This window comes from Ensifer sesbaniae (genome assembly GCF_013283665.1).
Taxonomy (GTDB): Bacteria; Pseudomonadota; Alphaproteobacteria; order Rhizobiales; family Rhizobiaceae; genus Ensifer; species Ensifer sesbaniae.
Genome location: NZ_JABEKU010000002.1, coordinates 2,194,383 through 2,212,943, shown reverse-complemented (window position 1 = coordinate 2,212,943; position 18,561 = coordinate 2,194,383). Strand labels below are relative to the sequence as shown.

Genomic DNA, 18,561 nt, shown 5'->3' with positions numbered 1-18,561 from the left:
AGGTCAGAATGTCGGTAATACTGTGGCCGCTGAATACCATACTCAGTGCATCCTGGTCGCCGAAGTGGCCGCAAAGCAACGCCGGAGCATCCGAAACTTGTGGGACTGTTGCACGACTGTCATTGTTTTCGCTGATGGTTACTGCGATATTTACACGTGACTCCAACTGTCGCTCTGACGAAGAGCGCAGCATGAGAGGGGTATCAGGTGTTTGAGTTCGCGACCCTTCTGACGATCGGATTTCTCGGAGGATGCTTCGGGCGGGTCGTCTGGATTTTCCTGTCGTCCATTGTCGTATTGTTTATCACGCCCGTTTATCTGGTGCTTCACCGGGGCATCGATGGTGTATTCGCCGTGATCTTACTGAGCCTGCTCGCCGTGATGACGGTTCAGTTGGGGTCCGTAACCGGCTTGCTGGTGCTGCGATCGCGTCGCAAGGTGCAGGTATCGTCCCGCGACATGATCGATGGCGGCTCGCCTTCCCGTCAGAACGCTTTCTTTTCCATGTCCGCCGCCGGGTCCGGACGCGAAGCTCCCGACGAATAGAAGCCCTTGTTCGCCACGACCGAGACTTCGATGACGTCGCCTGCATTGACGTCGGTGTCTTCGTCTGCGGCGACTTCCTGGCCCGTCTTCTGGCCGCGCCGGAAAATCAGGATCCTTACCGATCCCTGCAGTTCTTCGATTGTCCGATGCTCGCCATATTCGAAGACGAAAAGCAGTTTGTCCGACAGGTATCTGAGCTGGCTTGCAAGCTTCGCCAGTTGAACCTGTGTCTCCTGCGTGTCCGAAATCAACTGGAATTCGTGGTCCTGATGCTTCTTGCGCAGCTCGCTTTCCATGTTGAGCAGATCCTGCTGCAACCGCGTCTGCTGCATTTCGAACTGGGCGAGGTCGAGGCGATAGTTGTTCTGGGCGCGCTCCAGCGCCATCACGTTCGTATTGGTAATCAAACCTTTCTGGCGCAGGGTCCGCACAGCTTCCAACTCTTCGAGCTGGCTCTTCAACGTCTGCTGTCGTTCGTCCTTGGCGCCGGCCAGCGTCTCGGCTTCCTTCTTCAGGCGCGCCAGCGAGGCTTCAAGATAAGATACGTCGTCCCGGTATGCGGCCAGCCGAGCCTTCAACTGGGCCTTTTCGGTTCCAATGATCTCGTCAATCAGGCTCTGGCCAAGTTCGGCTGGCGGATCAGTCGGAATAGCAAAGCTGTCGGCCAGCTTGCTCTCGGCGTTGAGCCGGGCAAGGCGAACCTTCAGTCGATATTCTTCGATCATCAAGTTTGCCCGCTCGCTACGCAGGTCCGCGATCTGTAATGCCGGCACGGTTTCTCCGGCTGTGGTTGGGCGGAAGCCGCCGGCAAGCGCCAATGCGTGCCGGACGGTTATCCCCGGCTGGAACGGATAGGAGCCGGGGTGCGCGACGGCGCCGGATATGAAAAACGGACGATATTGTCCGATCTCGACTTTGACATAGGGGTCGAGGATCAATTTCCGTTGCTGGTAGGCTTGTCGGATGTTCTGTGAGAGGGCGGCTGCCGTCAGGCCACGGGCGCGAACGTCACCCAGAAGCGGAAGCGCGATCGAGCCGCGATCGTCGACCGCCACCTCCAAAGGATAGGCCGCCTCACCGAAGACCAGGACGCGCACGACATCGCCGGTGTCGAGCACATACCCCTCGGCACGGGCGAGATTGGCGGTCAGCAAGGCAGCCACCACCGCGAGAATTCGCAGCAGCAGTCGGCCGCAATCGACCACGCGCATCGGGCCGTGAAAGTCTCCAGGGCCTCGGCATTCGCCGGCGAACCGTGAAGAGCCATAGCTATCGACATACGGTTTCATCGCCTTCTCCTTCGTCAACGCCTGGGACGTGACGATACTCGAGACACTTCAGAATGCATTGCTGTGCACAAGGACCCGCAAGGTCCTGAAAAGGATCTTCACATCCAGCCAGAGCGACCACGTGTGGATGTATTCGATGTCGGCGGCGACGCGGCTTTCGATGTCGCATTTCTTCTCGGTCGGACCTCGATAACCGCGGATCTGGGCAAGGCCCGTCAGTCCAGGCTTCATCGAATGGCGATGCCAATAATCCGGCACCACTTCCCAATAAAGCGCACCCTCTGCCGATGCGCCCAGCGCGTGTGGCCGAGGACCGACAAGGCTCATTTGCCCCATGAAGACGTTCCAAAGTTGGGGCAGTTCATCGAGACTGGTATGGCGCAGGAAATGCCCAAGCCGTGTTATCCGAGGGTCGTTGCGCTCGGTAAGGTGGTTGCCGGCCGCATCGGTCAGATCGACGCGCATGGTCCTGAACTTGATGCAGTTGAAATATCTGTTGTTGGTGCCGATCCGTTTCTGCACAAAGAACGCCGGCCCGGGCGAATCCGCGCGTACGAGAACCGCGAGTACCGCGATTAGAGGCACGATTATCGGCGCTGCGAGCAGCACGAGCATCAGGTCAAAGCCGCGTTTGAGCGCGCGCTTGTGTAATGTCAGCGGTCCCGTCGAGACAACGAGCGTTGGCGTGGAATCGAGGTAGCGGAGCGCCAACGGTTTCAGGCCAGCAAGTCCGGGTTCAAGCAACTCGGTCTCGAAACCGAGTTCGCCGAGCAGCTTTGCCCATTTCTGTTGTTCCTTGAAGGCTCTGAACGACAACACGATCCGATCCGCGTCCGCCACCGCCAACGACAGGTCATTGAGGAAGTTCGGATCCATTTCCATCGGACGCCAGTCGCGTGCTCTCACGTTAATGGTCGTTGCGACTTTGCGCTGGCGATTTGAACGGACGCTGTCGTCGCCCAAAAGAATGACTTTCGTCTCCGTTTGATCTTCCCGGCGGCGCAATCCGGCCGCCACGCTCCAATGGAAGACGGTGAGGCCGACGGCGGTGAGCCCAAGGAAGAAGGCCGTTTGTCGCGATGAGAAGCTGCCGATGACGCTGAAGGCGAGCGCTGCGAAGAGCGAGAAGCTGGCCGCGGTCGCCAGGGAGGCAAGGCAACTTCTGACAGATGCCAAGCGCGAACGCAGCGTCGGCAAATGGTAGGCGCCCAGGTTCCAGGCGGCGACCAGGTAGGTCGGCAAGACGACATAGGCGAGCTCTGGCCCGTGCGCACGGCCGGTTATGTGCAGGCTGACCAGGTTGGTCGTGACGGCTGCTGCAAGGATCACGCAGAGGTCACCGAGCATGGCCAGCGAGCAGAACAGGCAGCGCAGCACAAATCGATTCTTGATCTGCTCAATCGGGAGCGGAATCGCCTTGTGCCAGGGACGTGAGGATTCGGCCGGTATTTGAGTCACGATATATCTCCCAGGAGAAACGGGACAGACCTATTGCCTTTGAAAGAGAAGGACAGACGCGGCTACCTTGGTAGCGGTGAGCCCGCCCTGATCGAGGTGTGGAAATCTGCAGACACTGTGATCGCTATTGCAGTTGCGACTGATAAGCCCGCGCGCCTGAAAGGTCGTTTTGGGGCAGCGCCCCGAGTACGGACTGGTAGACCGTCTCGACGCTGTCGCACATCGCATCAACTCCCCAGGATGTGAGGTCGGTGTGTCTTGCGCCTTCGGCCAAACGGGCGCGAAGCGCCTTGTTTTCGAGGAGATCGGCAATGGCCGTCGCCGCAGCGTTCACGTCATCGGCGGGGGTGACGATGCCGTTGACACCGTGCCTGACGACTTCCTCCAGCCCAGGCAGCTCCGAAACAACACAGGGCCTGCCGCCGGCCAGGTATTGCATGACCACGCGCGGCAGTCCTTCTCGCATTGATGTCAGCACGCAGACATCGGCCAGGCTGATCAGTTGTTCTGGCTCGGAATGATATCCGATCAGGTGGATACTGCCGCCCACCGGGGAGCGGGCAATGGCGGCTTCGATATCCCGCCGTGCCGGTCCTTCGCCGGCGAGGATCAACCGCGCGTCTGGAACGCGCTCGATGACCTTGGGAAACGCTTCGATGAGTTCGACATGGCGCTTCCTCGGTTCGAGTGCCGCCAGCATCAACACGACCGGCGGCTTGGGCTCGCCAGGTGCAATGCCGAGAAGCCGCGGCGCCTCACTCGGCCAATGGGCGTGGGAAAAGCGCATAAGGTCGAAACCCGAATGGACGACATAGTGCTGTGCGGGGCTGCCGATATGGTGGGAAACGCAGATATCGCGCATCGATTGGCTGACGTCGATGAAGGCGCGTGTGAACCGTGCGGTCAGTCGTTCGGCTGCAAGGAATGTCAGTTTCTGAGCATTGCCGACGTGCACGAAAGGTAGGATGTGCACGCCGTGGATGATGCCCGGGACATTGGCCTGCCTGGCCGCCAACCGGCCGATAATGCCAGCCTTGCTTTGATGGGTATGAACGATGTCGGGGTGCCATTCGAGGAGAAGCCGGCTGAGTTGCCGCAGGGCCGCGAAGTCGTTGATGGGGGATATCGGATGAACCAGCGCGTCAAGGCTGACGACCCGCATGGTCTTGGCGACGGAGGCCCGCAGGCTGGCATCATATTCGTTGCCGTGAACCAACAGGACCTCATGACCGTGCTTCACCTGGGCGTTGCAACAGGCCAGCGTATTTTCCTCCGAACCCGCGCGATGTAGGCGAGTCAACACATGAACGATCTTCATCTGCGTGTATCTCCGCGAGGCTGATGACTGCTGGTAGTTCGTTGAGGGGCTTGGCTGCGAAACGACGGCGTTTCGGGGCGCGCACGCCTTGTCGGCGACGATTCTAGGGAACAAGCAGAAGGCCGCGCCGGAACGTCGCGCGTGTGACCTGCCGGGATTTGGGAGAAGGCGTCGCCTCTTACAGGGAAAGCCAGATTTGCTTGAAAAGAACCCGGGTGATGGTTTCGGTATTGCCGCTTGCGTCGACGACCCTGATGTCTTTGTCGAGTGCTCGAAGCTCGGTCATCAACGACATCCGCGCCTCAAACCCTTCCTTGCTGATCTCTCCCGGCTTTCTGCTCTGCGAGACGGAGAAATCCGATACGAGGTGAAGGATAAGGTCTGGCTTGCATTCGCTCATCTTGTGATAAAGCCGCTCTTCGAAGCGGGCAAGCGCCGCAAGGCCGGGAACGGCAGGCAGGTCGGACTGGATCATCGGTCCGTCCAGGTACCCCTTGCGAAGCGTCTGCGGCCACCGATCGCACACGACGATCAGGCCGCGTGTCGCCCATCGATGCGCACGCTTGACGACCCCGTATCTCTCGATCGCAATCAGCACGGCCCACAAAGCCAGCCCGGCTGCGAGCACCTTGCCTATCGCCCCGCCGCGCGGTTCCTTGCGGTCACGCTGGATCACCGCCTTGAATTGGTGCCTGCGGGGGGAAAGCAGATTTTGCAATGCCTTGCGGAACCACCATCCATCGCCTTCTCCAGTGCCGACATAAACCTGCGCGCAACCGAGCTTCCAGGCGAAGATGCGTGTCAGCAGATCGGTCTGCGTGCTCTTGCCAAGGCCATCCGGCGCGACGAGTGCGACCACGAGCCCGCCCGTAGAGGCACGCCTCTTTGCCGGAACGCTGCCTGGCCACAGTCTCCCCAGGACCCTCAACGAAAGATAGGAGGCCTTGCGGATGTAGTGGACCGTCGCATCCGCCAGACCGCTGCCGCGGGAATAGCCGCACCGATGACGGATCGCGTGCCTGAGCCGCGCGAGATCAGCGCGACAGACCTCGATGCCGCCTTCGTTCGGCCGAATCCTGCAACTTATAGTGCCGCTGCCGCCACCGGCGCATTCGATGACACGTTCACCTGCTTCGCCGGATCGAAAGGGCAGTTGCGCAAGGTGGTCCTCCCAGTCCCCAGGCAAGACCACCCATCGTGTCCACGGCCATCCCCAAAGACGAAACGCGAAACGACCAATCGTCAACCGAATCTCGTCCTCGAGAGAGGCGACCGGGATGGTTACTCCCTCGACCGACAGGCGCTCCCACTGCGCGACGGCCGCATAGTCGAACGCCAGATAACGCTTGCGGAACTCCCAGCCGACGCGGATGCCGACATGAAGATCGATGTGTAGATAGGCGCTGCGTGAGAAGTCAGGAACGAACCAATCTTCTCTGCCGTCACACACATTGTCGTAGCAGGAGAGGCTGACGCTGCGACGGCCGTGGAGCCGAGCCATGATCGCGCAAAAGGCCATGTAGTCCCGCTTATCGAGCAGCATGTCGATGTCGTCACGGCCGGCGAGGGCCTGCGGCAGGCTTCCCGGATCCTGGACGATGCCATAGTGGATATCGGCCGCATCCAGCGCCGCAAACAGTTCCGCCGCGATCGCCAACGGTGGAACTGGAGGTGAGGGGAGGCATCTGGTTGGGCCGCTCCGTAACGTCGCTGCCTGGTCGAGACCGCTCGCCTGCGAAGTCGAGGCCTCCTTGGTCACGACGTTTTCTTGCCAAGTCGACATGGGCCGCGACTTCATGGGATCTGCCAGTACAGTTCACTGCCGCTCTTTTGCTCCGTGGGCCTCTTCGAGAGGCTATGATGAGACAGGCCCGTCCTCATGGCCAGTGGCAGAGGGAGCTCTTCACAATCGATTGTCGGGAGCGTCATCCGTGAAATCCAGTGATGTGCCGTTGCCAGTCTTTCGACGCAGCGCAGGCTTGGCCGATTCATCGCAGGCTGCCGCAGCGAGGGTGAGTCGATCTGGCTCATCGTTCGCGCAAAAAACCTAGAACTAAAGCAACAAACTCAACAAAAGCACTAATTAAGAAGATGTTAATTTATCACCAAGCACTTGTCTCTGTCTATATAAATTGGAACGGCCCTATTCATAATATCCATCAAGACGCGGACTGCTCCTGAGCGCCCGACGTAGTCAAGGACGCCAAGTTGATCTGCAAAGGGGCCGCTCTCTACTTTAATTGTTTTTCCCGCTTGGAACATATCCTTGGGGTGAAGGAAGCCCGCTTCGTCGGTCGCCAAGATCAAGGCTTCGACGATTCCGTAAGGGACCGGTATCGGCTTGCGGTCGCTCATCACGAGCTTGCGCACGCCGACGGTCGAATTGATCGGCGACCATCTCTGCCGTTGAATATCCAGTGAGACGAAAAGGTAGCCATCGAAATAGGCGCCGCACACAGTCTTTATGCTGCGCGCATGGCGAACGGTTCGGCGCCGTTTCGGCAGGTAGGTCCGCAAGTTTTGTGAAGTCAGATGCTTTTCAGCCAGGGTCTCACAGTGTTGATGTGTCTGCACCACGTACCAGCGTTCGGGCTGAGCATCGCGAGCATCGTCAAGTGGAACCGAACGTGAACCATCGTGTGAGTTGTCACTCAGCATCTCTCCACCTCCATTCCTGTTTTTTAATTGTTCGATTTTTATTCAGTATATGTCTATTTGTTGCTTTGATTTATTGATTTCCGTTATGTGTTATCAATGTATTGACTATATTTATTAAAGATGAATCTCTTCCTTTCCTCGAAGGAACGAGCGAGGTTGCTCATCAATTCAGGTAGCGGCCGTCATATCCATTGCCATCAAGAGACGCGTAGCGTCCATATCTGGGCAATTTCGGCCCATCGACCATCGTCAGGGCAATCCCAGCGAGCTTGGATCTGTCGCCGAGGTATCGAATGCCTTCCGCCACTGCTTCGCGGGACGTGTCACGCCACTTCACGACGAACACCACCTTGTCGGCGTGTCCGGCGAGAATGGAGGCATCTGCCACCGGGCCGACCGGCGGCGCATCGATGATCACCGTGTCATAGCTTGCCCGGAACTCGTTGATGAGGGAGCGCATCCGTGCCGAGGCAAGGAGAGCGGGGGGGTTCAAGGTCTTTGCGCCGGCCGGCAGAACGTGAATGCCCGAGCGCCCGTCCAGGTGGATTGCCTTGGCAGGATCGATCGGGAGTGTCAGAAGGTCGACCAGTCCGACATTCTCGGTCATGCCAAAGAAGGCGGTGGTGGCCGAAACCCTGAGATCGGCATCGATTACCAGCGCGCGCTCCCCATCTGCGGCGGCAGAGCAAGCAAGGCTGAGTGCAAGCGTCGTCTTGCCTTCGCCCGGCATCGCCGAGGTAACGAGGGTGATTGATGGCGAATGATCCGTGTCGGGTATGCCGCCGAGACCCAGGCGCAACCTTCTGACGGCCTCGCTGTAGCGCGACAGGGGGCGGTGCTCCAGATACGCCACCGGCTGCACGCGCGATTTTGTCCGCGTCCATTCCGTCATACGCGGCAGGGAGGCGAGAACTGGAACGGCCAGTGCTTCTTCCACCTGGCGCCTTGCCATGAAGCCGGATGAAAACAGCTCGCGGACAAGCGCGCCGGCTCCGCCCAAGGCAGCACCGACCACCAGGCCCACGGCCGCAAAAAGCGGTCTATTCGGGAAGCTTGGCTCGAGCGGGACGCCGGCGCGTGTAATAACGCGCACACCGCTGCTCAGCAGTGTCGATTTCTCCTCGGCGATCTTGGCGCGCGACAGGAATGTCTGGAACAGTTCCTTGTTCGCGGCCGCAATCCGCTCCAGATCGCGCAACTGAACGCCGACCTGATCCTCGACCGCCGACTGACCGGATACCGACGCAAGTGCCCGAGACAGCGCAGCTTCGCGCGCTTCGGCGGCTTCCACCTCGTTTCTGAGGTTGCCGACGAGCCGCTGTATCTCGGCGGCGATCTGCTGCTCGATGTCGCGGTGCTCCGCCTGGACCGTCATCACCTCAGGATGCTGGTCGCCGTAACGTAGCCGCAGATCTGCTTCCTTGCGCGTCACGACTCCAGCCTGGGTGCGCAGCGCGCTGACGACATCGGACTGCAGCACGTCGGGCAGGGTCTGGGCATCGCCACCCGACTTTACGACCTTCTCCGCCTGCTCGAACTTAGAGCGTTTCGTCGCCAGTTCAGCACGGGCGTTGATGAGCGCTATGTTCAATTCGGACAATTGCTGCCCGGTCAGGCTCCCGGACTGCGTCGCCAGAAGATTATGCTCGGCGCGGAACTTTTGCACGGCGTTTTCCGAGCGGCTCAGTTCTTCGCGCAGAATTCCGGCGCGTTCGCTCAACCAGGTGGAAGCCTTCTTGGCCCCCTCGTAACGAGACTCGATGCGGTCTTGCACGTAAACCTGGGCAAGCGCATTGGCGAGGCGTGCCGCCTGTTCGGGGTCATTCGAGGTTACGTTGAGCTCGATGACATCGGCCAGTCCGACGCGCGAGACTTCGAGCGCGCCCTCGAGCCACGTCAGCGCCCCGGCCTCAAGCGCAGGGTCTGGCGCCAACCCCTCGCTTTCGACAACCTTCTGAAGCAGCGAGGCGGACGTCAGGACGGCGATTTCGCTTTCGATGAATGTGGAGTTGTCGCGCAGTTCGGGCCCGGCGTCCTGAGAGAGGATATAGTCCTTGGGAGCGTCGAGCAGAATCCTGGAGATCGCTGTATAGGACGGAGTAACGACGAGCGAGATTCCGACGAAAGCTCCGAGCGTTAAGACGGCGGTGCACGATATGAACTTCCAGCGCCGGAAAAGAAAATCGATAATCTCCCTCACGTCGAGCAGCGCCGGTTCCGGTGTCACAATCACGCGGTCGGTCGAGCCCTGCATCGTCAAATCCCTTCAAATATCTACAATGATTATGCTCTCCCGGTGCTGCACCAGCGGAGGGGCCTGCAGTAAAACAAACGTTTGAGGAGCTAATGGTTAGGCGCAACTCACGCGCAGCAGTCCCGGCATTCGCACACCGGTTCGCCGTACGCCCAAGTCATCCTGCTCCGCCGTCGACCGATCAAACTGCCGGCCACCGAAAAATATATCAGGTTCGCTGATATCAGTGCCATCAGCACTAGTGCGTAGTAAGCTGAAGCAAGGGATGAAAGGACGAGTACTTTTGGCCAACTGCATCGCCAAAAGGCGAATGGCGCGTACCACTATTGTGGTAGGGCCAAGGGGGAAATACGCGAATGAGACTGCTGACGAACTGTGTCTCAAGATGGTAATCGTCGAGCCGGAGCAGACCGGAGCCGCCGAAAAGGCCGCCGAGCTGGCACCCTAGCCATTTTCGACGACACTTTGATGAATGCCCTCACCGGAACATCGGTGCGTTCGGATGGAACGCCCGGTTGATCAGACGCTCAACTTGAACTGGTCTCAGCGAGCCGTGGGTCGCTATGGATACACTCATCGAATTCGCTTCGCAGAGCATTGCGGACAAGTCCGGGATCGTAACGGTCCTGCTGGCGACCTTTCCCGCCGTGCTCTTCCTGAGAGGCGGCCGCAACCTGCGATGCGGCGCCGTTACGATATTTGTCGGCGCTGTCATATTGATCCTGTTTGGCGTTGAAGGTGTTGTCGGCGCAGTCATTGTCGTGATCGCCGATATTCTCGTGGTTTCGGCTGCGGTCATCACCATGCGCAAGAGATTGCTTGAGGTCGAAGCAAAACTCGATGCGGCGAGATCGGACATCCGCGAATTAGAAATCACCGAAGGCCGGCGCCAAGTCTTCAGCGCAAAAGCGTCTGTAGAGCACGCGACTACCAGCGTCAGTCGATAGAGCTTGAATCAACCATTCGACCGCTGCGCCGGAAGGCAAGCCCACTGCATATTTCCCTTAATCTTCGCCGGCCGAGGGGCAAAAATAGCAGCAATTCAAAATGCTACGGCGACCTTCTCGTGTCTTGAAGGATGCGCGGCGCCGGAGAGCTTCGGCGGCTCATTGCTCAATGCCGTCACCGGCGCCTTCATCGGGCGGTAGTTCGTGGGGCTTGATAATGCGTGTGTTCCCGGTGGGCGGAGCCGGTTCCACCAGTTCGTGGTCACCTGTCTTGGGCGGCAGAAGAACGCCGGCGCATCTCTCGAGCTTCTGCGTCCAGTCCTCGTACTGCTCGTTCTCAGGCGTTTCGGGACCGGTTTGGCAATCGGCGGATGGAACTTTATCGGCAGTCTGGGGGAATGTCGGATGGGCAGTCGGTATAATGGCGAGCACAGCCAACAGGGCGCTTTTCGCAGAGATAGCGGCTGATCTCGCTCGACCAGAGATGCCAGCGTTGTTGATCCGGTTCGGGAACATCATGGGGACCAAACCGACAGCGCCGTCGTTCGTTCCGATACAATGCGACCGCCGCCCCGGACCCGGAAAACTTGGCTTCTGCTCCCGCGGGGCGTATCCTTACGGTATTGCTGCTATCGGCGGCGAGCATGCCCGAGAGTGCACTGTAATAGACGAGTAGGTGGAAGCGATGGCTTCGGGCAAGAAAACAGGTAATGAAAACGAGACCTTGTTGATGGACAATTCGGCTCCTCGCGCGGTCGAGCCGGATGCAGGGCTCGTCGATGATATCCCGGATCGGTTGCTCATACTCGCCAACAGGCTTCAGAGGGCTCTCGAATCCCGGCGAGCCGCAGCATCGGCGACCGCCCGCGCACAGCGCCAGAAGAACTTAGATGGGCAGAAGGATTGAGGACGGAAAATGATGCTGGACCTGCAGCAATTGCGGGTGCTGGTGGCAGAGGATGAGTTCTATGTCGCGAATGACATCGCCCTATGGCTCGAACGGGCCGGCGCGACCATCATTGGCCCCACCCCAACGGTGCAAGATGCCCTGAAGCGGCTTTCGAAGGCTGACGATATTCAGGTTGCTGTCCTCGACATCAACCTCAATGGCGAGTTGGTTTTTCCCGTGGCGGACGAGCTTGCGCGCCGATCGGTGCCATTGATCTTCTTCAGCGGCTACGATGATTTGAGCGTTCCGGAAAGATTCAGCTCGGCCGCGCGCCTTAGCAAATGCACTAGCTCGTCAGACTTGGTGAGCGCGGTTTTCGAGCAGTATCTTCAGAATTTATCAACGCTTGCCCCGATCTGCGGAAGCCTGCCCGATCAACCCGTTACGGATCTCATTCCCGGCCTGCGTCTCAGGGCCAGGGTGTTGACGTCGAGCGTCACGGCTGCGGACTTCCTCGTCGAGCGCACGCTCGAACGTGCGATTGCCCTGGCCCCTACGAGGCAGAGAACACAGCCGCTCGATGCATGGCTGCACGAGTTGATGATGATCATTCATGGCGAAAGCCCGTATGGGCCAAACTGACAGCAGTAACTCGCGGCTAGATGGACGATAGGCGAAGTTCGGCGTGCATGGGTGGTTCACGGACTTCGTCCGGGTTCGGCGTCCGCTTCTCATCCGGCAGATCTTCGGGTTCTGGTTCCTCGATTGGCCGCGGTGTCCGGTTCGGCTCCGGGGGTGGTGGCTGTTGCTCGCCGGGTCTGCGTGGGGTCGGGCTCATTCCTTTTTCCTCGTTACCCATGAAGAACCGGCGGTTCCCCGCATAGTTCCGAGAAGTTTTCGAGGATTATTGCGTGCGGCGCATTCGATCCGGGGCCCTTGCAGGGGTGCCGGAACAAATCCACGAATTCAGAGTTTGCAAGGCGCAGCACTAGAAGGAGGGCCAGTGTCATGGACGACAGGGAGGAACTCATTCGCCGGCGCGCATATGCGATCTGGGAAAGCGAGGGACGGCCAGAAGGTGCCGAACAGCGCCATTGGGAACAGGCCAGCCGTGAAATAGCAGAACGTGAACGCCTCCATCCCGCGAAAGACGCCGACGACGATACCGGAACCGTGGTTGCTCCGTCGACGGCTCCGCACGGAACGGCCGGCCGCGGAGCCGATGAATCCTGAACGGAACGGAGAACAGCCATGCGAATTTCCGAAATCATGACAAGGGACGTCCACGTTGCCAGTCCGGACGATACGATCTCAGCGGTTGCGCGGGAAATGGCCGAAAATGATATCGGATTTCTGCCGGTCGGCGATAATGATCGCCTGGTCGGCATGATTACCGACCGTGATATCGTCGTACGTTGTGTCGCTGACGGTCGTGACGACAAGACCCGCGTCGGCGACGTCATGACCGCCGACGTCAAATACTGCTTCGACGACGAAGAGGTGTCGGAGGTAGCCCACAACATGGGCGACGAGCAGGTACGCCGCTTGCCCGTCGTTGATCGTAACAAGCGTCTTGTCGGCATCGTTTCGCTGGCAGATGCGGCGCGTCGAGACCCTGGTTTGGCGGGGATCGGCCTCAGAGGTGTGACCGCTCCGGGCGGCGCTCACAACCAAAGGCCGTAGCAATGGCTGACACCCGTGATCGACGTTCCCTGTGGCGCTCCCCGGTCCTGCTGTCCGCGTCCGAAGAGCATGCTTGGGCGCGAGAAGTCGCCGTTCACGCCCATGCCGGCCAACGCGACAAGGCAGGCGAACCATACATTCGGCATTGTCAACGCGTTGCCGATGCCGTTCAGGGCGACAAGGCCAAGACGGTTGCCTTCCTGCATGATGTACTTGAAAAATCGCCGGGATGGACGGCTGAAAGGCTGCTGGATTCCGGCTTCTCTCCGGAGGTCGTTTCTGCTGTCGAATCTCTGACGCGGCGGCCGGGTGAAACGAAGGATGCGTTGACGATCCGCGCGACAGCCAACCCGCTTAGCCTCGAGGTAAAGCGGGCGGATCTCAACGACAATCTCGCGCAGCTGGAACGCCAAGGCAAAAGTGGCGCCGAGTACGGACGCCGGCTGCACCTGCTAGAAGAAATGGTCAGCAAGAACACGCTCGCAGACCAGGAAGAAACGGCTGACGGCCTGGGGCCCGACGTCTCAAACTTGGCGGGCGAGACGCGGCCTGCACGTAGTGATGCCGCCCGCCGGGCGCTTCGCAGGCAGAATGCCGATCGCGTCGCGAAGCGATTTTTCGTCGTTCTGCTCTGCTTGGTCCTCGTCGGCGCGCTCTACCTGATTTTCATGCAGTGATCAGAAGGCGCGCCGGTTCATCCTACCGGCACACCGTTCATGCGATAGGCGAGCTCATCGCGGGCTCGACTCAATCTGCTCTTTATGGTTCCAACGGCGCAATCGCAGATCTCGGCCGCCTCCTTATAACTCAGGCCATAGCCGGCGACGAGGACAAGGACCTCCCGATGGTCGGGCGCCAGCGTTTCCAGCGCGGTGCGCAATTCGCTGCTGAGCACACACCACTCCTGTGGCGGTGCCATTGGTATCGGCAGTTCGGCGCAATTGACGACGCCTGGCGCTTCACGCCGCCGCAATTTGTACTGCGTGCGGAAGGCATTGTGCATGATGGTGAAGAGCCACGACTTCAGATTTGTGCCGGGTTCAAAGCCATCGATGCCCCGCAACGCGCGGAAAAGGGTTTCCTGCAGGAGATCGTCCGCCTCGAAGTTGGAGGTGACGAAGGTGCGCGCAAACGCCCGCAATGCCGGAATGAGGTCAATGACCTGAGTCTCCAGCGGCTGAATTTGGTCTTCCATCTCAGGGGGGAACTGCATGGGATACTGCCTTTCGGAGTAGCTGAGTTGCTCTTTTGACAATGCGCGGTCGGCATTTAAGTTCCGAGCCCGGCGCTCCCGGCGGCACGATGGAACCAACGCCGCTTCCTTCCTGTTGGAGATGGCTTTCCTGTTGGAGAGGCCTTTGGAAGAAATCCAGCCGAGCTTGTCGGCCAAGACGAGGTACAAAATGGAGAAGATCGAACTAACGCTTATGGCTCACCGAAAAATCCTGACCGCGCTCCTGGCGGTTGCTGCACGCGATGATGCATGCTGGGAAAGGCTCATGGACCATCTGCGCGACGATCTCGTCGTTCAGGATCACGAAGAGGATCCGGGTGTCGTTCCAAGCCCGGACTTTGCCTATCAGAACGCCCTCAGCAAAGAATTGATGGACATCGTCAGTCGCGCAGAAATCCGCGCTACGGATGGCGCGGAAAACGAAATAAAGAAACCGTCACCTCTTCTTTGAGACCCGGCCGACAGTCCGGATAGAGCATCCCTTAAGCGTTCCGATGAACACACAAGGACGCTTAGGGCTTTAATTCTAAGGCATCTTTCCGCTTCCGTTGGTTCGACACGAAAGCGGGATGCTCCTCGGGATGCTCCTAGAGCAACAACATTGCGGCCGTCGCGGATACCATCACCATGGCGGTCGCACCACCGAGTGCCAACATCCACCGCGGCGCATTGAGCTGGCCCATGATGCGGCGATTGGCAGCCATCATCGTCATGATGGCGATGAGGGGACCTGCGAGCACACCGTTGATGACCGCACTCCAATAGAGCAGCAGAAACGGATCTACCCCCACAAGAAAGACAGCAACGCTACCGAACGTTGCCAGAGCGATCGTGCCATAGAAAGCTTTCGCTCTCCGAGGTGCGCGATCCAGCCCTTCTGTCCATTGAAACAGTTCGGCAACGGCGTAGGCGGCCGAGCCCGCCAGAACCGGGACCGCCAACATGCCCGTTCCAATAATGCCAGCGGCAAAGAGTGCGAAGGCGACGTTGCCGGCGATCGGTTGCAGAACCTCAGCCGCTTGCGCCGACGATACGATGTGTGTGGTGCCGTTGGCGTGAAGCGTTGTAGCGGTCGCGATCATGATCGAGAGGGCCACGAGGCACGACAATGCCATGCCGACGACGGTGTCGATCTCTATGCGCACGAGTTCCGGCTCGGCGGCTTGCGGGTTGGCGCCCAATCTCGGGTGATGCCGTCGTCCGAGCTCTTCGACTTCTTGGCCCGCCTGCCAGAAAAGCAGGTAGGGACTGATCGTCGTTCCCAGCACGGCGACGAGCGCCATCGCCTGTTCGCCGCCAAAGGTAAACGAGGGAATGAAAACGCCACGCGCCGCATCCATCCAGGGAACATCGACGACGAAGACGACCGCGACATAGGCAAAGAGCGAAAGCGTCAGCCACTTCAAAAACATCGCATAACGTCGGTACGGTACGAAAATCTCGAGCAACACGCAGACGATACCAAAAAGCACGGCATAGACGAGCTCTGGCCCGCCGACGAGCAGCCGCAGGGCCGCGCCCATCGCTGCGAGATCGGCGCCGATATTGATGACGTTCGCGATCAGCAACATCAATGTGGCCACGCGCGCCAATGACGCGGGGTAGTGCCGACGCAGGTTCAGCGCAAGACCCTGACCGGTGACGGCACCAATCCGGGCGCTCAAACCCTGCACCCCAACCATGAACGGATAACAGAACAGCACGGTCCAGCCGAGCGAGAAGCCGAATTGCGCGCCGATCTGGCTGTAGGTGGCGATCCCGCTTGGATCGTCATCGGCAGCACCGGATATCAGGCCGGCGCCGAGCTTGCGCGAAAAGCTGTCGCCATGCTGTTCGCGCGAAGTCGTTGACGAACGCCGCTCGGACTTTCTGCTGTCGCCGTCTTTGCCCAATAACCCCCTCTGCCGGACCGGATCCATCATGATCGGCCTTCCGTTGCTGGTGTCGGTTCAGCGTCGAACGGCCTTGCCAAGCGATTGTTCCCTTCGGCGAGTTGCCCTCCGCCGCGCGAACTCGGCAGCGCAATGCATCTGCCCACCCCTTCCGAGCTATGCGGAGGGGCGGCAGATGGGAGCGTGTCCCCAGCTATGCTGTGATCTTCAGCTTCCCGCTGATGTACCGAAACTCCTGCGTCTTGCCGCCATAGCCGTAGGCGGCGGCCGGAACCTCGTGCACGAGAATGTAGCTTTCTGAATGCAGATTGCCGAGCAGTTGTTCGAAGCGGCCGTAGACCGCTTCCAGATAGGCCGCCATTTCCGGCTTCGTGTTGGTGCCGTCGACGACCTTGATATCCAGCCAGAAGCTGTTCAGATCCTGCTCCGCCAGCGACCTGCCGCCGGCGAACCAATGGGCGGGATCGATATAGGCGATGGCGATTGCGGTGATCGTCGGGTCCTTGCGCAAGTGCGTGGCCGTCAGCTCGCTGACTGCGGCGGCAATCCGCGAAGAGAGAGCCGCGTCGGCCTTGCCGCTGACCGTGATGTTGATGATAGGCATTGAAGGCTCCTTTCGATGATTGTGATCTCTTGTTGCGTTCAATCTGCCATTTCAGTTGATGAGATAAAATCGAATTGTTTGATATTGATGATTCGATTATGTTGAAGTGATGCAAGCCTTCGATCCTGACCTGCTCCGAACGTTCCTCGCCTTTGCCGAAGGCGGCTCGCTCGCGCATGCGGCCGCCGCGGTCGGCCGCACCGCTTCCGCTGTCACCGCTCAGATGCAGCGGTTGGAGACAATGGTGGGAGAGCCGCTTCTCGCTCCATCGGGAAGGGGACGTGTGCTGACGCCCGCAGGAGAGGAACTGCTGGTACACGCGCGGCGCATTCTCGAAGTGCACCGTGACGCCTGGCTCAGCTTCAAGGGCGCCAAGGCCGATGGTCGCCTGGCGCTCGGCTGCACCCAGGACTTTGCCGACAGCAATCTGCCTGATCTCCTGCGCCTCTTTGCCCGAACGCATCCGCGCGTCCGGCTTGATCTCAGGGTCGGACGGTCACGGGAGCTGACGACGGCCTATGATCAAGGAGTGATCGACGTTCTGATCGTCATGCGCGAGGGCCTGCAGCCGGACGAGGTCACCTTGTTGAGCGAGCCGATGCTGTGGCTGTCGGCATCGGGTGAGCCGGCTACCGCCGGCGGCGAATTGCCGATCGCGGTGCTGGATCCACCCTGCGGGTTCCGGTCAGCGGCCACAGATGCGCTCGATAAAGCGGGCTACAGCTATCGTATCGCGGCGACCAGCCCGAGCCTTTCGGGGTTGCGCGCTGCAGTTCGCAGCGGGATCGCGGTCACGGCGCGGACCGCGCGATTTATAGGCGAGGGCATCGCCGTCGCGCCCCAGGCTCTGTCATTGCCGGCGCTACCGATTGCGGAGTTCTCTCTGCGGCTCAAGCCGAAGGCGAACAAGGCTGCCTCCAGTCTCGCGACGCTTCTTGCCGAAGGTTTGCCCGGCGAAGGCGGCAGGCCGTGAATCGAGCGAAGGGGCGGCTACTACATCTGCACGGTCATGCCGCCATCGACGGTCAGGGTAATGCCATTGACGAAGCTTGCAGCGGGCGATGCCAGGAACACGGCCGCGGGCGCGATCTCTTCCGGTCGCCCCCAGCGCTTTAGGGGAATGCGGACATCGACGAAGGCCTGGAGCGCCGGATCGGCGGCAAGCGCCGCATTGGTCTCCGTCGCGAACCAGCCGGGCGCGATCGCATTGACCGTCAGCGTGTCGGAGCCGAGCTCGACCGCGAGCGAGCGGGTGAGGGCATCAAGGCCGCCCTTTGCGGCGGTGTAGGCGGGGTCTCCGGGGCGCGCAACGAAGGCGGCGATGGAGGTGACGAAAATCAGCCGGCCGGAGACCGAGCGGCGAAGATAAGGAAGCGCCGCCTTCGCTATTCCATAGGCAGCCGTCAGGTCGGCGTTGATCAGCGCAGCAAAGGAAGCGGGGTCCATGGCGTCCGTACCACGCCGGTCGCGCTCGCCGACCGCATGGATCAGGATGTCGAGCTGTCCCGTTCCAGCCAGCGCCGCGTCGACAATTTGTGTGGCGTCCGTCGCCACGTCGCCTGGGGCGATATCGAGCGCTATGCCATCGGCGACAAGCCGGCCGCGTGCCGCTTCAAGTGCCTCGCGGTTGCGACCGTTGATTGTCACTGCCGCGCCGGCTCTGGCGAGAGCCTTTGCCATTTCGAGGCCGAGGCCGCGACCACCGCCCGTCACCAGTGCCGTCTTTCCGCTGAGGTCGAACATATCTGTCTCCGATTCAGTGGCCGCTTTCAGGTCGATCAAATCTCGA

General features: G+C 60.0%; 17 protein-coding genes and 2 pseudogenes. 9 read left to right on the top strand and 10 right to left on the bottom strand.

The window, feature by feature from the left end; translation table 11 throughout:
• Nucleotides 1-207: 207 nt before the first annotated feature.
• Nucleotides 208-546: a hypothetical protein gene (locus tag BHMPCIPO_RS28075; protein WP_173519985.1), complete on the top strand. Its 339-nt coding sequence runs from the start codon at nucleotides 208-210 to the stop codon at nucleotides 544-546.
• On the opposite strand, the gene BHMPCIPO_RS28070 is transcribed toward BHMPCIPO_RS28075, so the two are convergent.
• The 6 genes from BHMPCIPO_RS28070 to BHMPCIPO_RS28045 form a co-directional block, all read right to left on the bottom strand.
• A complete protein-coding gene (locus tag BHMPCIPO_RS28070) occupies nucleotides 486-1,835 on the bottom strand; it encodes a polysaccharide biosynthesis/export family protein (RefSeq protein WP_246304586.1) in 1,350 nt (449 codons plus the stop codon). The genes BHMPCIPO_RS28075 and BHMPCIPO_RS28070 overlap by 61 nt on opposite strands.
• Before the next feature lie 48 nt (nucleotides 1,836-1,883).
• Nucleotides 1,884-3,182 (bottom strand): exopolysaccharide biosynthesis polyprenyl glycosylphosphotransferase, encoded by a 1,299-nt coding sequence (locus BHMPCIPO_RS28065; RefSeq protein WP_246304701.1) that lies wholly within the window; start codon nucleotides 3,180-3,182, stop codon nucleotides 1,884-1,886.
• A 235-nt stretch (nucleotides 3,183-3,417) separates the two neighbouring features.
• The gene (locus tag BHMPCIPO_RS28060) at nucleotides 3,418-4,611 is read right to left on the bottom strand and encodes a glycosyltransferase family 4 protein (RefSeq protein ID WP_173519983.1); all 1,194 of its coding nucleotides are present in this window, start codon (nucleotides 4,609-4,611) and stop codon (nucleotides 3,418-3,420) included.
• Between the two features lie 178 nt (nucleotides 4,612-4,789).
• Complete coding sequence (locus tag BHMPCIPO_RS28055; RefSeq protein WP_173519982.1) at nucleotides 4,790-6,394, bottom strand: hypothetical protein; 1,605 nt, start codon at nucleotides 6,392-6,394, stop codon at nucleotides 4,790-4,792.
• Between the two features lie 311 nt (nucleotides 6,395-6,705).
• Complete coding sequence (gene nusG / locus BHMPCIPO_RS28050; RefSeq protein ID WP_173519981.1) at nucleotides 6,706-7,269, bottom strand: transcription termination/antitermination protein NusG; 564 nt, start codon at nucleotides 7,267-7,269, stop codon at nucleotides 6,706-6,708.
• 163 nt (nucleotides 7,270-7,432) lie between these two features.
• Complete coding sequence (locus tag BHMPCIPO_RS28045) at nucleotides 7,433-9,523, bottom strand: GumC family protein (RefSeq protein ID WP_173519980.1); 2,091 nt, start codon at nucleotides 9,521-9,523, stop codon at nucleotides 7,433-7,435.
• 563 nt (nucleotides 9,524-10,086) lie between these two features.
• On the opposite strand from BHMPCIPO_RS28045, the gene BHMPCIPO_RS28040 reads away from it, so the two are divergent.
• The 6 genes and pseudogenes from BHMPCIPO_RS28040 to BHMPCIPO_RS33220 form a co-directional block, all read left to right on the top strand.
• Nucleotides 10,087-10,470 carry a hypothetical protein gene (locus BHMPCIPO_RS28040; RefSeq protein WP_210266664.1) on the top strand — a complete coding sequence of 128 codons (384 nt, stop codon included), beginning with the start codon at nucleotides 10,087-10,089 and terminating at the stop codon, nucleotides 10,468-10,470.
• A gap of 685 nt (nucleotides 10,471-11,155) precedes the next feature.
• A complete protein-coding gene (locus tag BHMPCIPO_RS28035) occupies nucleotides 11,156-11,377 on the top strand; it encodes a hypothetical protein (protein ID WP_173519978.1) in 222 nt (73 codons plus the stop codon).
• A 9-nt stretch (nucleotides 11,378-11,386) separates the two neighbouring features.
• The gene (locus BHMPCIPO_RS28030) at nucleotides 11,387-12,001 is read left to right on the top strand and encodes a response regulator (protein WP_173519977.1); all 615 of its coding nucleotides are present in this window, start codon (nucleotides 11,387-11,389) and stop codon (nucleotides 11,999-12,001) included.
• A gap of 366 nt (nucleotides 12,002-12,367) precedes the next feature.
• Nucleotides 12,368-12,476, top strand: a pseudogene (locus BHMPCIPO_RS33225) (DUF2934 domain-containing protein); the annotation flags it as partial.
• Nucleotides 12,477-12,610: 134 nt separating this feature from the next.
• A complete protein-coding gene (locus BHMPCIPO_RS28020; protein WP_173519975.1) occupies nucleotides 12,611-13,042 on the top strand; it encodes a CBS domain-containing protein in 432 nt (143 codons plus the stop codon).
• Nucleotides 13,043-13,092: 50 nt separating this feature from the next.
• Nucleotides 13,093-13,506: pseudogene (locus BHMPCIPO_RS33220) on the top strand (HD domain-containing protein); the annotation flags it as partial.
• Between the two features lie 230 nt (nucleotides 13,507-13,736).
• Here BHMPCIPO_RS33220 and BHMPCIPO_RS28010 read toward each other — a convergent pair.
• Nucleotides 13,737-14,432: a sigma-70 family RNA polymerase sigma factor gene (locus tag BHMPCIPO_RS28010; RefSeq protein WP_246304585.1), complete on the bottom strand. Its 696-nt coding sequence runs from the start codon at nucleotides 14,430-14,432 to the stop codon at nucleotides 13,737-13,739.
• Between the two features lie 13 nt (nucleotides 14,433-14,445).
• On the opposite strand from BHMPCIPO_RS28010, the gene BHMPCIPO_RS28005 reads away from it, so the two are divergent.
• Nucleotides 14,446-14,727, top strand: coding sequence for a hypothetical protein (locus BHMPCIPO_RS28005; protein ID WP_173519973.1), 282 nt, complete (start codon nucleotides 14,446-14,448; stop codon nucleotides 14,725-14,727).
• A 136-nt stretch (nucleotides 14,728-14,863) separates the two neighbouring features.
• On the opposite strand, the gene BHMPCIPO_RS28000 is transcribed toward BHMPCIPO_RS28005, so the two are convergent.
• Nucleotides 14,864-16,198 (bottom strand): NRAMP family divalent metal transporter, encoded by a 1,335-nt coding sequence (locus BHMPCIPO_RS28000; RefSeq protein WP_246304584.1) that lies wholly within the window; start codon nucleotides 16,196-16,198, stop codon nucleotides 14,864-14,866.
• A gap of 163 nt (nucleotides 16,199-16,361) precedes the next feature.
• A complete protein-coding gene (locus tag BHMPCIPO_RS27995; RefSeq protein WP_173519972.1) occupies nucleotides 16,362-16,772 on the bottom strand; it encodes a tautomerase family protein in 411 nt (136 codons plus the stop codon).
• A gap of 109 nt (nucleotides 16,773-16,881) precedes the next feature.
• On the opposite strand from BHMPCIPO_RS27995, the gene BHMPCIPO_RS27990 reads away from it, so the two are divergent.
• Nucleotides 16,882-17,745, top strand: a complete 864-nt coding sequence (locus tag BHMPCIPO_RS27990; RefSeq protein WP_173519971.1) for a LysR substrate-binding domain-containing protein — start codon at nucleotides 16,882-16,884, stop codon at nucleotides 17,743-17,745.
• Nucleotides 17,746-17,765: 20 nt separating this feature from the next.
• On the opposite strand, the gene BHMPCIPO_RS27985 is transcribed toward BHMPCIPO_RS27990, so the two are convergent.
• The gene (locus BHMPCIPO_RS27985; RefSeq protein WP_173519970.1) at nucleotides 17,766-18,515 is read right to left on the bottom strand and encodes an SDR family oxidoreductase; all 750 of its coding nucleotides are present in this window, start codon (nucleotides 18,513-18,515) and stop codon (nucleotides 17,766-17,768) included.
• Between the last annotated feature and the right edge of the window lie 46 nt (nucleotides 18,516-18,561).